Annotated in this window: 10 protein-coding genes; 4 read left to right on the top strand and 6 right to left on the bottom strand. The window is 76.0% G+C overall.

Annotation, left to right across the window (positions count from 1 at the left end; translation table 11 throughout):
• Positions 1 to 46: 46 nt before the first annotated feature.
• On the bottom strand, positions 47 to 1333 hold the full coding sequence (locus AC07D6_RS22170) for an SWIM zinc finger family protein (RefSeq protein ID WP_315876462.1): 1287 nt from the start codon (positions 1331 to 1333) through the stop codon (positions 47 to 49).
• On the bottom strand, positions 1330 to 4146 hold the full coding sequence (locus tag AC07D6_RS22175; protein WP_315876463.1) for a DEAD/DEAH box helicase: 2817 nt from the start codon (positions 4144 to 4146) through the stop codon (positions 1330 to 1332). The genes AC07D6_RS22170 and AC07D6_RS22175 overlap by 4 nt, the downstream gene beginning before the upstream one ends.
• A gap of 142 nt (positions 4147 to 4288) precedes the next feature.
• Here AC07D6_RS22175 and AC07D6_RS22180 point away from each other — a divergent pair, with 142 nt between their 5' ends.
• Positions 4289 to 4594, top strand: coding sequence for a DUF6343 family protein (locus AC07D6_RS22180; protein ID WP_479046819.1), 306 nt, complete (start codon positions 4289 to 4291; stop codon positions 4592 to 4594).
• A 49-nt stretch (positions 4595 to 4643) separates the two neighbouring features.
• Here the strand turns inward: AC07D6_RS22180 and AC07D6_RS22185 are convergent, their stop codons facing one another.
• From AC07D6_RS22185 to AC07D6_RS22195, 3 genes are all read right to left on the bottom strand, one after another.
• Complete coding sequence (locus AC07D6_RS22185) at positions 4644 to 5012, bottom strand: tetratricopeptide repeat protein (protein ID WP_315876465.1); 369 nt, start codon at positions 5010 to 5012, stop codon at positions 4644 to 4646.
• A 50-nt stretch (positions 5013 to 5062) separates the two neighbouring features.
• Positions 5063 to 5674, bottom strand: coding sequence for a dephospho-CoA kinase (gene coaE / locus AC07D6_RS22190; protein ID WP_315876466.1), 612 nt, complete (start codon positions 5672 to 5674; stop codon positions 5063 to 5065).
• Between the two features lie 68 nt (positions 5675 to 5742).
• Positions 5743 to 6684 carry a PAC2 family protein gene (locus tag AC07D6_RS22195; protein WP_315876467.1) on the bottom strand — a complete coding sequence of 314 codons (942 nt, stop codon included), beginning with the start codon at positions 6682 to 6684 and terminating at the stop codon, positions 5743 to 5745.
• A gap of 204 nt (positions 6685 to 6888) precedes the next feature.
• Between AC07D6_RS22195 and AC07D6_RS22200 the strand changes: the two genes are divergently transcribed.
• On the top strand, positions 6889 to 7890 hold the full coding sequence (locus tag AC07D6_RS22200) for a right-handed parallel beta-helix repeat-containing protein (RefSeq protein WP_479046823.1): 1002 nt from the start codon (positions 6889 to 6891) through the stop codon (positions 7888 to 7890).
• 132 nt (positions 7891 to 8022) lie between these two features.
• On the opposite strand, the gene rpsA is transcribed toward AC07D6_RS22200, so the two are convergent.
• Complete coding sequence (gene rpsA / locus AC07D6_RS22205; RefSeq protein ID WP_315876469.1) at positions 8023 to 9522, bottom strand: 30S ribosomal protein S1; 1500 nt, start codon at positions 9520 to 9522, stop codon at positions 8023 to 8025.
• A 407-nt stretch (positions 9523 to 9929) separates the two neighbouring features.
• On the opposite strand from rpsA, the gene AC07D6_RS22210 reads away from it, so the two are divergent.
• Both AC07D6_RS22210 and AC07D6_RS22215 read left to right on the top strand, forming a co-directional pair.
• Positions 9930 to 10748, top strand: a complete 819-nt coding sequence (locus tag AC07D6_RS22210; RefSeq protein WP_479046825.1) for a class I SAM-dependent methyltransferase — start codon at positions 9930 to 9932, stop codon at positions 10746 to 10748.
• Between the two features lie 4 nt (positions 10749 to 10752).
• Positions 10753 to 13500, top strand: coding sequence for an ATP-dependent RNA helicase (locus AC07D6_RS22215; RefSeq protein ID WP_479046827.1), 2748 nt, complete (start codon positions 10753 to 10755; stop codon positions 13498 to 13500).
• Positions 13501 to 13509 lie beyond the last annotated feature (9 nt).

A 13509-nucleotide genomic window follows, 5' to 3' on the forward strand; every position in this document is an offset into this window, starting at 1 on the left:
AAAGCCCCCTTCGGGGTCGATCGACGACAGGCCAGCAGCGTAGCGCTCAGGTGCCGAGCAGTCCGGTGAGTACGCCGACCGGATCGGGATCCGGGGTGCCCCGCGGCCACCAGTCCTCGCGGCCCGCGTCGGACTCGTAGCCGTACCAGAGGCCGTCGCGGCCGTGGCGGAGTTGGAGCGCGTCCGTGGAGAGCCGGTTGCGCCACGGCCGGAAGTGCGGGAAGCCGGCGGCGGTCAGGGCGGGCCGGGCGCGGTCGAAGGGGCCCGCGGGCGGGTCCCAGGGCTCCTCGAGCACGACGAGGCCGGCCGGGCCGCCCTGCCGCCAGGCGGCGACGGCGCGCGCCAGGTCGGCCGGGGTGCGGTCCACGGCGGCGGCGAGGTCCCGGTACAGGGCCCGGGTGGAGGCGGTGAGGCCGGACCCGGGGTGGGCGGCGGCGAGCCGGACGGCGTCCTGCCAGGGCGTGAGGCCGGCGACCGGGTCGCGGCCGGTGGTCAGGTGCGCGTGGGCGCGGGCGGCGGCCTCGCCGGCGAGGAGTTCCAGGGCGAGGGGGTCGGGCGCGCCGGGCGCCTCCGGGTACGCGGGCGGGCGGCCGGGATGGGGCGGGGGCGGCAGCGGCGGGGGCAGCGCGGCGGGTGCGGCGGTGACGGCGTCGCGGGCCGGCACGCCCGGTACGGGCGGGGGCGGCGCGGCGGCGGCCTCGGCGGCCGCGCGGGCGGCGCTGCGGCGGCCGAGCGCGGCGAGGATCTCCTGCTCTCCGCGACCGCGCATCAGGAGCAGCGCGAAGGGGTCCTCGTCGAGGATCCGGGCCGCCTGGTAGCAGAGCGCGGCGGCGTGCTTGCAGGGGTGGCCGTCGTCGGGGCAGGAGCAGTCGGGGGCCAGGTCCCCGGCGCGCGGGAGGAGGTCGGTGAGGTCGGCCAGGGCGTGCGGGACGTCCCCGTCGAGGAGGGCCGCCATGTGGTCGGGGCGGGCCGCGGCGGCGTCGAGGAACCTCTCCCAGTCGTCGTCGCCGAGGACCCCGAGCCGGATCTGCGCGCGGTACGGGCGGGCCCGGCTGCCGTGGACGTACGCCGTCACGCGGCCGGGCGTGATGGTGATCGCGTCGACGAGTCCGCGGCCCGCGTAGGCGCGGCCCCGGGCGAGGCGGGCCGGGTCGAGGGCGGTCTCCTCCAGGGCGGCCGCCCAGGCACCGCCCCACCAGGTGGCGGCGGGCGCGCCGTCGCCGCCGGGGACGGGCGGGAGCCTCGGGAACGTGCGGCGCCGGTCGTCGGGGGCGGGCGCCGGGGCGCCGGTGCCGCCGGGGGCGGGGCGGCGCGGGCCGGGCCGGGGGGTCATGACGGCCTCCTCAGGGACACCAGGTCGGCCAGTTCCCGGTCGGTCAGCTCGGTGAGGGCGGCCTCGCCGGAGCCGAGGACCGCGTCGGCGAGGGCGCGCTTGGCGGCGAGCAGTTCGGCGATGCGGTCCTCGACGGTGCCTTCGGCGATCAGCCGGTGGACCTGGACGGGCTGGGTCTGGCCGATGCGGTGGGCGCGGTCGGTGGCCTGTTCCTCGACGGCCGGGTTCCACCAGCGGTCGTAGTGGACGACGTGTCCGGCGCGGGTGAGGTTGAGGCCCGTGCCCGCGGCCTTCAGGGACAGGACGAAGACGGGGACGCCGCCGGACTGGAAGCGGTCCACCATCCGCTCGCGCTCCGCGACCGGTGTGCCGCCGTGCAGCAGCTGGGCGGGGACGGCGCGGGCGGCCAGGTGGGCGGTGAGGAGCCGGGCCATCGACACGTACTGGGTGAAGACGAGGACCGAGCCGTCCTCGGCGAGGATCGTGTCCAGCAGTTCGTCGAGGAGGGCCAGCTTCCCGGAGCGGCCGGCGAGCCGGCGCGTGTCCTCCTTCAGGTACTGCGCCGGGTGGTTGCAGATCTGCTTGAGGGAGGTGAGCAGCTTCATGACCAGGCCGCGGCGGGCGATGCCCCGGGCGCCCTCCACGGCGGCCATCGTCTCGCGGACGACCGCCTCGTAGAGGGATGCCTGCTCGCGGGTGAGGGGCACGGGGTGGTCCGACTCGGTCTTGGGCGGCAGCTCCGGGACGATGCCGGGGTCGGTCTTGCGGCGGCGCAGCAGGAAGGGGCGGACGAGCCGGGAGAGCCGCTCGACCGCCTCGGCGTTCTCGATCTCCTCGCTGTTCTCGACGGCGCGCGCGTGCCGGGCGCGGAACGCCTTGAGCGGGCCGAGGAGCCCGGGCGTGGTCCAGTCCAGCAGGGCCCACAGCTCGGAGAGGTTGTTCTCGACGGGCGTCCCGGTGAGCGCGACCCTCGCCGGGGCGGGGATGGTGCGCAGTGCCTTGGCCGTGGCGGAGAACGGGTTCTTCACGTGCTGGGCCTCGTCCGCGACGACCATCCCCCAGGGGTGGGCGGCGAGCTGTGCGGCACCGGCGCGCATCGTGCCGTACGTGGTGAGGACGAAGCCGCCGCCGGTGCCGTCGAGGGTGCGGGCGGCGCCGTGGAAGCGGCGCACGGGCACGCCGGGGGCGAAGCGGCGGATCTCGCGCTGCCAGTTGCCGAGGAGGGAGGCGGGGCAGACGACGAGGGTGGGCTCGCGGCGGGCGCGGCGCAGGTGGAGGGCGATCAGCGTGACGGTCTTGCCGAGGCCCATGTCGTCGGCGAGGCAGCCGCCGAGGCCGAGCGAGGTCATCAGGTCGAGCCAGGCCAGGCCGCGCAGCTGGTAGTCGCGCAGGGTCGTGTCGAGGCCGGGCGGCGGTGCGGTCCGGGCGGGTCCGGCGGTCAGCCGGTCGCGCAGGTCGGCGAGCGCGCCGACCGGGACGGCGGGGACGGTCTCGCCGTCGACTTCGGCGGTGCCGGTGAGGGCGGCGGCGAGCGCGTCGACCGGTTCGAGCAGGCCGAGCTGTCGTTTGCGGGCCTTGCGGACGAGGGCGGGGTCGACGACGACCCAGCGGTCGCGCAGCCGCACGACGGGCCGGTGGGCCTCGGCGAGGGCGTCCATCTCGCGCTCGGTGAGGGGGTCGCCGTCGAGGGCGAGCTGCCAGTCGAAGCGGAGCAGCTCGGCGCTGTCGAAGAACGCCGTCCCGTCCGTGGCGGAGCCGGGCGCGGGCCGGACGACGGCGGTGGCGGTGAGGGAGCGGGCCAGTTCGCGGGGCCAGTGCACCGTGACACCCGCCGCGTCCAGGCGGGCCGCCGCGGGGCCCAGCAGCTCGTACAGCTCGTCCTCGGTGAGCGCGAGGACGTCGGGCACGGGACGCTCCAGGAGCCGGCCGAGCGGGGGCCAGACGCGGGCGGCGCGGCGCAGGGCCAGGAGGGCGTCGACGCGCGCGCGGGGGCCCAGGTGCTCGTCGCCGGCCCACAGGGCGACGGCGTCGACGACGAGGGCGGGGTCGGCGAGGCCGTGCACCTGGACGACCGCGGCGGCGGCCCGCCGCTCGCCGCCGCCTTCGCGGTCCGTGTCGAACAGCTCGTACGAGGAGAGGTCGAGCCGCAGCGAGACGCGGACGCCCGCGTCCGTCCCGGCGGCGACCTCGGCGGCCCAGGCCCGCGCGTGGGGCAGCCGCTGCGGCTCCCGGGCGGCGAACGGCGCCCCGGCGGCGTACGGGGCCGCGGGCGTGCGCGGCAGGCTGTCCGCGACGGCGTCGAGGAAGGCGCGGACGAGCGCCTCGGGCTCGGGCAGCCGCAGCGGCCGCAGGCCCGGTACGGGCACGGCGTGCGCCTCGTACGGCATGGCGGCGGCGACGGCGCGCAGGTGGGCGATGTCGTCGGCGTCCAGGGGGCCGGCCCGCCAGGTGTCGAGGTCGTCGGCGGTGAGCCCGGGCAGGAGGCGCCCGCGCGCGACGAGGTGCAGCCCGTGCAGGGCGGCGGCGCCCCAGCAGGCGGTCGCGGGGTGGGCGCGCGGGGCGTGGCGGGCGGTGGCGAGCAGGGGCAGGGCGTCGGCGACGGGCAGGAGGAGGGCGGGGACCTGCCGTCTGCGGGCTCCGTCGCCGTGGCGCCGCACGACGGTGAGCGTCCCGGCCCGTCCCGCCGGAACGGCCGGGAGGGGGCCGCCGTCCGGGGACCAGAAGGCGACGCGGCCGTCGCGGGGCAGGGCGGCGGGCAGGAACACGGCGGCGCTCCCGTGCACCGCGTCCACCTGCGGCGTGTCGTCGCCCATGAGCCGTTCACCTCCCCTGACGTGTCCCCCCGGCGGTCGGGGTCCTGCGCTCACCGACCTTACGGCGGGGGTCTGACAACGGACCCGGCCGCCGGGATCGAAGGGCGGTTCGGGGTACCCGCCGGACGGGAGGACGATGGCCATGCGCAGTGGAAACGAACCGGTCACCGCGCGCAGCCCCCTCCGGCTGCGGCTCGGGCTGGGTGTGTGGGGCCTGCTGTGGGCCCTCGGCGGCACCGTCGCGTTCGCGCTGGTGGGGCGGACGGGCTGGGCGGTCGCCTGCGGGGTGCTGCTGTTGGTGGTGGCGGTCGACGTGGCGCTGGTCCTGCGCCACATGAGGCAGGGCGCCCACTACCAGCCGGGCCCGGACGTGCCCCCGTACGAGCCGTACGAGCCGTACCGGCCGGGCCGCCCGGACCGGCGGCGCGGCGGCCCGGGCGCGCCGTAGGGGCGTGCCGCAGGGACGCCGCGGGCCGCGGTGCCTCCCGGGCGCGGCGTCAGTCGGTGGCGTCGAAGCGCGCAGCCTCGACGTACTCGGGCTTCGGGTCGAGGGCGGCGGCCAGCCGGAAGTGCCGCTTGGCGTGCTGCGGGCGGCCGGCGCGCTGCAGGGTGCGGGCCAGCCCGAAGTGGGCGAACGCGTTGTCCGGCTCGCGCTCCAGGACCAGCTCGAACTCGAGCTCGGCGGGGCGCAACTGGGCGGCCGCGAAGAAGGCGCGGGCGCGCAGGAGGCGCGCGGCGGTGTTCTCCGGGTGGGCCGCGATCACCGAGTCGAGCAGCTTGACGGCGCCGCGCGGGTCCCGCGCGGCGAGCAGCTGCTCGGCCGCCCGGTAGTCGATGACATGGGTTTCCGGGTTGCTGTCGGGCACGGTCGGATCCTTCCCCTCGCTGCGGCCCTTCAACATCCCCGGCGGCCGGCCTATTCCGGCCCGGTGCGGGCCGCGCGGGCCTCCAGTCGCTCCCACACCTCGCGGACCTGCGGTTCCAGGGCCTCGATGGGGCCGTCGTTGTCGATGACGTAGTCGGCGATGGCGCGCCGCTGCTCGGCGGTGGCCTGGGCGGCCATGCGGGCGCGGGCCTCGGCCCCGGTCATGCCGCGGAGCCGTACGAGGCGGTCGAGGCGGGTCTCGGCGGACGCGTCGACGACCACGACGACGTCGTAGAGGGGGGCGAGCCCGTTCTCGGTGAGGAGGGGCACGTCGTGGACGACGACGGCGTCGGGCGCGGCGGCGGCCTGCAGTTCGGCGGAGCGGGCGCGGACGAGGGGGTGGACGATGCCGTTGAGGGTGGCGAGGCGCTCGGCGTCACCGAAGACGAGGGAGCCCAGCTTGGGCCGGTCCAGGGCGCCCTCGGGCGTCAGGACACCGGGTCCGAACGCCTCCACGACGGCGGCGAGCCCCGGCGTGCCGGGCTCGACGACCTCGCGGGCGACCCTGTCGGCGTCGACGAGGACGGCGCCGTACGAGACGAGGAGGCGGGAGACCTCGCTTTTGCCGGCGCCGATTCCTCCGGTGAGACCTACGGTCAGCATGAGCGGAAGCCTAGACGCCGGGGCGGGGCGGACGTCGGCCGCCCCTGGCGGCGGCCGGCGTCCGCTCGCTACGGCGTGTCGCCCTCGCGCTCGGCGAGGAAGCGCTCGAACTCGCGGCCGATCTCGTCGGCGGACGGCAGCTCCACGGGCTCCGCGACGAGGCTCCCGCGGGTCTCGGCGCCGGCCAGCGCGTCGTACTGGTGCTCCAACCCCTTGACCAGGGCGACCAGTTCCTCGTCGCCCTCGCCGATCTGGCGGTCGATCTCGGTCTGCGTGCGCTGCGCCGCGGTGCGCAGGTGGTGCGCCACGGCCGGCAGGACCAGGCCCGTCGCCGCCGTGATCGCCTCGAGGGCGGTGAGCGCCGCGTCGGGGTAGGCGGAGCGCGCCACGTAGTGCGGGACGTGCGCGGCGATGCCGAGCACGTCGTGCCCGGCCTCGATCAGCCGGTACTCGACGAGCGCGACGGCGCTGCCGGGGACCTGCGCCTCGTCGAACGGGCTGCGGTGCCCCGGTACGAGGTCGGTGCGGTTGCCGTGCGGGGTGAGGCCGACGGGGCGGGTGTGCGGGACGCCCATCGGGATGCCGTGGAAGTTGACGGCGAGGCGCACGCCGAGCCGCTCCACGATCTGCCGCACGGCCGCGGCGAAGCGCTCCCACTCCACGTCGGGCTCGGGCCCGGACAGCAGCAGGAAGGGGGCGCCGGTGGCGTCCTGGACGATCCGGAGCTCGATGGCCGGGGTGTCGTACCCGGTCCAGCGGTCGCGGCGGAAGGTGAGCAGCGGGCGGCGCGCCCGGTAGTCGACCAGGCGGTCGTGGTCGAAGCGGGCCACCACCTGGTGCGGGAGGGTCTCCAGCAGGCGGTCGACGATCTGCTCGCCGGCCTCTCCCGCGTCGATGTATCCGTCGAAGTGATAGAGCATGATCAGGCCGGCCGACTCCTGCGCGAGCGCCATGTCGGCGACCGCCAGGCCCTTCGGATCCCATGCGTACAAATCCTGCGGATCAAGCACGATTACCGCTCCTTCTCGTCTTCCCACGGAAGAACGTCGGACGGGCCCCCGGCATTCCCGAGCGCGCCATGTCACGGGCGACACGCACCCTTTGGTACAGACCTTGACATGCCCACACCCTGTCCCTACCGTCTCGGGGCAGCGCGCGTTCAGCATCCCGCCCGGCGTCCAGGTACGAGAACTCCACGGGAAGGCACCCCCACCATGCGCACCAGCACGCTGCTCCCCGCCCTGCTCTCCGCCGCCCTCGCCCTGACCGCCACCGCCACCACGTCCACGACCGCGTCCGCCACCGCGACCGCGAAGGCCCCCTCCGCCGGGCGGGCCGCCGCCGTCGTCGACGTCTCGACGGCCGCGCAGCTCAAGGCGGCCCTCGCCGCCGCGCGGCCGGGCGACACGATCCGGCTCGCCGACGGCACGTACACCGGCAACTTCAAGGCGACGGTCCCCGCCACCGCCTCCGCGCGCATCGTCCTGACCGGTTCGCCGCGGGCCGTCCTCACCGCGGGCGGCGGCTACGGCCTGCACCTCAACGGCGCCTCGTACTGGACCGTACGCGGCGTGACGGTCACCGGTGGCCAGAAGGGGATCATGATGGACGGCGCGAACGGCGTCGTCATCGACTCGGTCACCGTGCACGGCCTGGACATGGAGGGCGTCCACTTCCGGAACTCCAGCAGCGACGGCGTCATCAGCAACTCCCGCATCTACGACACGGGCCGCGACGGCCGCGGGATGGGCGAGGGCGTCTACGTGGGGACGGCGAACACGCTGTCGGACCGGAGCGACGGCGTCCAGATACTCCACAACACCATCGGCCCCGGTGTGGGCGGCGAGGGCGTCGACATCAAGGAGGGCACCACCGGCGCCCGGATCATCGGGAACACCTTCGACGGGCGCGGGATGACGGGAGTCCACTACGACGACTCGTGGGTGGACGTGAAGGGCAACGACGTCCTCGTCTCCGGCAACACCGGCCGGAACACGCTCAACAACGGCTTCGAGGTGCACTCCCAGCAGCCCGGCTGGGGCTGCGGCGCGGTCTTCCGCGGCAACCACGCCGACCTGGTGGGCGCGACCGGCGCGGACCGGTACGCGATCCACGCCCCGCACCACTCCGCCTCCTGCCGGACGACGGTGTACGCGGACAACACCCGCACCGGCGGACGCGGCCTGGCCACTCCGGGCGTCCCCGTCGTGAGCTGACGTCCCGGACGCGGGGAGGCGCGTCGGGCACGGCGGGCCCGGCCCGGCACGCGGAAAGCACCGAGGCCCGCCCCCGTGGGGGGCGGGCCTCGGTGTTACCGGCTAGGAGCTAGCAGGTCGGTGCCGAGCCGTTCAGCTCTGGCCGCCGGCCAGCTTCTCGCGGAGGGCGGCGAGCGCCTCGTCCGACGCCAGGGCGCCGGAGTTGTCGTCCGACTCCGAGGAGTAGGAGCCACCGGTCGGCGCACCGGCGCCGGAGGGAGCGGCGGAGCCACCCTCGGCAGCGGCGGCAGCGTCGGCCTCGCGGGACTTGATGACCTGGGCCTGGTGCTGCTCGAAGCGCTGCTGCGCCTCGGCGTACTGGGTCTCCCAGGCCTCGCGCTGCGCCTCGTAGCCCGGCAGCCAGTCGTTGGTCTCCGGGTCGAAGCCCTCGGGGTAGATGTAGTTGCCCTGGTCGTCGTAGGACGCGGCCATGCCGTACAGGGTCGGGTCGAACTCGACCGAGGCCGGGTCGGCACCGAAGGACTCGTTGGCCTGCTTCAGCGAGAGGCTGATGCGGCGGCGCTCGAGGTCGATGTCGATGACCTTGACGAAGATCTCGTCGTTGACCTGGACGACCTGCTCCGGGATCTCCACGTGGCGCTCGGCCAGCTCGGAGATGTGGACCAGGCCCTCGATGCCCTCGTCCACGCGGACGAACGCACCGAACGGAACCAGCTTCGTGACCTTACCCGGGACGACCTGGCCGATCTGGTGGGTCCGGGCGAACTGCTGCCACGGGTCCTCCTGCGTCGCCTTCAGCGACAGGGAGACGCGCTCGCGGTCCATGTCGACGTCGAGGACCTCGACCGTGACCTCCTGGCCGACCTCGACGACCTCGGACGGGTGGTCGATGTGCTTCCAGGACAGCTCGGAGACGTGGACCAGACCGTCGACGCCACCCAGGTCCACGAAGGCACCGAAGTTGACGATCGAGGACACGACGCCGGAGCGGACCTGACCCTTCTGGAGGGTCGTGAGGAACGTCTGGCGGACCTCGGACTGGGTCTGCTCCAGCCAGGCACGGCGGGACAGGACCACGTTGTTGCGGTTCTTGTCCAGCTCGATGATCTTGGCCTCGAGCTCCTTGCCGACGTACGGCTGGAGGTCGCGGACACGGCGCATCTCGACGAGGGAGGCCGGCAGGAAGCCACGGAGGCCGATGTCGAGGATGAGACCACCCTTGACGACCTCGATGACGGTGCCGGTGACGATGCCGTCCTCTTCCTTGATCTTCTCGATCGTGCCCCAGGCGCGCTCGTACTGGGCGCGCTTCTTCGAGAGGATCAGGCGGCCTTCCTTGTCCTCCTTCTGGAGGACGAGGGCCTCGATCTCGTCGCCGACCTTGACGACCTCGTTCGGGTCGACGTCGTGCTTGATCGAGAGCTCGCGGCTCGGGATGACACCTTCGGTCTTGTAACCGATGTCGAGCAGGACCTCGTCCCGGTCGACCTTCACGATGACGCCGTCGACGATGTCGCCGTCGTTGAAGTACTTGATCGTCTCGTCGATCGCTGCGAGGAAGGCTTCCTCGTTACCGATGTCGTTGACCGCAACCTGCGGGGTGGTGGCGGTGGTCTCGGTGCTGCTCGTCATGTGGGAAAGGGCTCCGGTACGGACATTGAAGTCGTAGGTACTGCTACGCCGAGAGCCCGTATCGCAGCTGCAGAAGCCGGACAGCCAAGGAAGCGCCGGGCCCAGCGACCGGGTGGCGCCTCGACAACCGAGGGGACATACAACAGATGCGAGCGCGGCCTGCTCCGTCTGAGGCGCGCAGGCCCGCAGCGCAACCTTTAGCATACGGGCGGTGCCGTACGGGGTCAATGCGCGAAGGCGCCCACCCGGGGCGGAGCCCCCCATATCCGGCACAACTAAGCTGGGCGGAGGCCGTCCTGGCCGGGACGCGCCGGTGACACGCCGGGGCGCACGGCGCGGTCGCGGCCATCGGCACGCCGGCGCCCGTGCGCACCGCGCGCGGAGCGCAAACTACAACGACGGACGAGATGATCCAAGACTACGAGCCCGAGGCGACGCGCCGTGACGCGGGCGACGCGGAGAGCAGCAGGGCGAGCCGCGGCTGGTGGGACCGGAACGCCGACGAGTACCAGAGCGAGCACGGCGGCTTCCTCGGGGACGACCGGTTCGTGTGGGGCCCCGAGGGGCTGGACGAGGCGGAGGCCGGGCTGCTGGGCCCGGCCGGGTCGCTGCGGGGCCTGGACGTCCTGGAGATCGGCGCGGGCGCGGCGCAGTGCTCGCGCTGGCTGGCGGCGCAGGGGGCCAGGCCGGTGGCGCTGGACCTCTCCCACCGGCAGCTCCAGCACGCGCTGCGCATCGGCGCGGACGGGCTGTCCCCGGTGCAGGCGGACGCGGGGGCGCTGCCGTTCCGGGACGGCTCCTTCGACCTGGCCTGCTCGGCGTACGGGGCGGTGCCGTTCGTCGCCGACCCGGTGCGGGTCTTCCGGGAGGTGCGGCGGGTGTTGCGGCCGGGCGGCCGGTGGGTGTTCTCCGTGACGCACCCGATCCGCTGGGCGTTCCCGGACGAGCCGGGGCCCGAGGGGCTGACGGTCGCGGCGTCGTACTTCGACCGCACGCCGTACGTGGAGCAGGACGAGCGGGGCCGGGCGGTGTACGTGGAGCACCACCGGACCATCGGCGACCGGGTGCGGGACGTGGTCGCGGGCGGCTTCCGGCTGGTGGACCTGGTGGAGCCGGAGTGGCCCGCCTGGAACGGCCAGGAGTGGGGCGGCTGGTCCCCGCTGCGCGGGAACCTCATCCCCGGCACGGCGATCTTCGTGTGCGAGCGGGACGAGCGGGGCGCGTGATCGCGTGATCCGCGAGGAGGAGCGGGAGCGGCTCCCGGTACGGCACGCCCTGCCGGCGCTCCGGCGGGCGTTGGACGGGCACGGGGCCGCGGTGCTGTGCGCGCCGCCGGGAACCGGCAAGACGACGCTCGTGCCACTGGAGCTGGCGGAGCGGGGCGCCCGGGTGGTGGTCGCCGAGCCGCGGCGGATCGCGGCGCGGGGCGCGGCCCGGCGGATGGCGTGGCTGCTGGGCGAGGAGGTCGGCGGCCGGGTCGGCTTCACGGTGCGCGGCGAGCGGGCCGTGTCGCGGGAGACGGTCGTCGAGGTGGTGACGACCGGGGTGCTGCTCCAGCGGCTCCAGCGGGACCAGGAGCTGGCCGGGGTGGACGTGGTGGTCCTCGACGAGTGCCACGAGCGGCACCTGGACGCGGACACGGTCGCCGCGTTCCTGCTGGACGTACGGGAGGCGCTGCGGCCGGAGCTGCGGCTGGTGGCCGCGTCGGCGACGACGGACGCCGAGGGGTGGGCGCGGCTGCTGGGCGGCGCGCCGGTCGTGGAGGCGGCGGGTGCGGCGCACCCCGTGGAGGTCGTGTGGGCGCCGCCGGGCGGGGCGGTGCGGCCGGCGCACGGGACGTTCGTGGACCCCGCGCTGCTGGCGCACGTGGCGGGGGTGGTGCGGCGGGCGCTGGCGGAGCGCGAGGGCGACGTGCTGTGCTTCCTGCCGGGGGTGGGTGAGATCGCCCGGGTGGCGGGGCTGCTGTCGGATCTGCGCGGGGTCGAGGTGCTCCAGGTGCACGGCCGGGCGCCCGCCGCGGTGCAGGAGGCGGTGTTGTCGCCGGGCCGCGGACGGCGGGTGGTGCTGGCGACGGCGGTGGCGGAGTCGTCGCTGACGGTGCCGGGCGTGCGGGTGGTGGTCGATTCGGGGCTGGCGCGGGAGCCCCGGGTGGACCACGCGCGGGGGCTGGGCTCCCTGGTGACGCTGCGGGCGTCGCGGGCGTCGGCCCGGCAGCGCGCGGGCCGTGCGGGGCGCGAGGCGCCGGGTGCGGTGTACCGGTGCTGGTCGGAGGCGGAGGACGGCCGGCTGCCGGCCTTCCCCTCGCCGGAGATCCGGGTGGCGGACCTGACGGGGTTCGCGTTGCAGGCGGCGGCGTGGGGCGATCCGGACGCGTCGGGCCTGGCGCTGCTGGATGCTCCTCCGGCCGGGGCGATGGCGGCGGCGCGGTCGGTGCTGGAGGCGGTCGGCGCGGTCGACGCGCGCGGCCGGGCGACGGAGCGGGGCGCCCGGATGGCGCGTCTGGGCCTCCACCCCCGGCTCGCGCGGGCGCTGCTGGACGGCGCGCCGCTGGTGGGCGCGCGCCGGGCGGCGGAGTTGGTGGCCCTACTGGGCGAGGAGCCGCCGCGCGCGTACGGCGACGACGTGGCCGCCGCGTGGCGCGCGGCCCGCCGGGGCGGCGACGCGTACGGGGCGCGGTGGCGCCGGGAGGCCGGCCGGCTGGCCCGGCAGCTCGCCGCGGCGGGCGCGGGCGGGGCGGAGTCCGGCCAGGCGGTGGGCTCTGGCGGAGCGGCAGGATCCGGCGGCCCGGTGGGGCCCGGTGGAGCGGTGAGGTCCGGCGGAGTGGCAGGGTCCGGCAGTCCGGTGGGGCCCGGTGGAGCGGCGGGCACGGGCGGGACGGCGAGGTCCGGGGGGACGGCGGCGTCCGGCAGCCCGGCGGGGCCCGGTGGAGCGGCGAAGTCCGACAGCCCGGCGGGGCCCGGTGGAGCGGCGGGCTCCGGCGGGGCGCGTGAGGGCTCCGGTGGCGGGGTGTCGGACGACGTGGCCGCCGGGATCGTGGTCGCGCTGGCGTTTCCGGAGCGGGTGGCGCGGGCCCGGGGCGGCGGTTCCTTCCTGATGGTGGCCGGGACCGGTGCCGAGGTGGGCGGCGGGTCGGGCCTGCGGTCGGCGGACTGGCTGGCGGTGGCCGTGGCCGACCGGCCCGCGCACTCCGCGTCGGCCCGGGTGCGGCTCGCCGCCGTGTGCGACGAGGACACGGCGCGGCTCGCCGCCGGGCACCTGCTGGTGGCGGGTGACGAGGTGCGGTGGCAGGACGGTGACGTCGTGGCGCGTGCGGTGGAGCGGCTGGGCGCGGTCGACCTGGCCGTACGGCCGCTCGGGGACGCCGCGCCCGGGCTCGTGCGGGAGGCGCTGCTGGAGGGGCTGCGGCGGGAGGGGCCCGGGCTGTTGCGCTGGTCGCGGGAGGCGGTCCGGCTGCGGGAGCGGCTGGCGTTCCTGCACCGGGTGGTGGGGGCGCCCTGGCCGGACGTGTCGGACGGGGCGCTGGTGGCGCGGGCCGGGGAGTGGCTGGAGCCGGAGCTGTCGGCGGCGCGCCGGCGGGCGGGTCTGGCGCGGATCGACGCCGGGGAGGCGCTGCGGCGGCTGCTGCCCTGGGCGAGCGGTGACGCGGCGCGGCTGGACGAGCTGGCGCCGGAGCGGATCGAGGTCCCGAGCGGCTCGCGGGTCCGGGTGGAGTACGGGGACGGGCAGCCGGTCCTCGCGGTGAAGCTGCAAGAGATGTTCGGGCTGGCCCGGACGCCGCGGGTGGCCGGGGTGCCCGTACTGGTGCACCTGCTGTCGCCCGCGGGGCGGCCGGCGGCGGTGACGGCCGACCTGGAGTCGTTCTGGCGGGACGGCTACCGGGCGGTGCGGGCGGAGCTGCGCGGGCGGTACCCGAAGCACCCGTGGCCGGAGGACCCTTCGGCGGCGCCGCCGACGCGGCGTACGAACCCGCGGCGCTAGACGGCCCGC

Source organism: Streptomyces sp. NPDC045287, assembly GCF_056432325.1.

What these genes read in the sequence shown, in the direction of transcription:
- AC07D6_RS22170 (WP_315876462.1), bottom strand. Translation starts at nt 1,333, where the DNA reads ATGACCCCCCGGCCCGGCCCGCGCCGCCCCGCCCCCGGCGGCACCGGC.
- AC07D6_RS22175 (WP_315876463.1), bottom strand. Translation starts at nt 4,146, where the DNA reads ATGGGCGACGACACGCCGCAGGTGGACGCGGTGCACGGGAGCGCCGCC.
- AC07D6_RS22180 (WP_479046819.1), top strand. Translation starts at nt 4,289, where the DNA reads ATGCGCAGTGGAAACGAACCGGTCACCGCGCGCAGCCCCCTCCGGCTG.
- coaE (WP_315876466.1), bottom strand. Translation starts at nt 5,674, where the DNA reads ATGCTGACCGTAGGTCTCACCGGAGGAATCGGCGCCGGCAAAAGCGAG.
- AC07D6_RS22200 (WP_479046823.1), top strand. Translation starts at nt 6,889, where the DNA reads ATGCGCACCAGCACGCTGCTCCCCGCCCTGCTCTCCGCCGCCCTCGCC.
- rpsA (WP_315876469.1), bottom strand. Translation starts at nt 9,522, where the DNA reads ATGACGAGCAGCACCGAGACCACCGCCACCACCCCGCAGGTTGCGGTC.
- AC07D6_RS22210 (WP_479046825.1), top strand. Translation starts at nt 9,930, where the DNA reads ATGATCCAAGACTACGAGCCCGAGGCGACGCGCCGTGACGCGGGCGAC.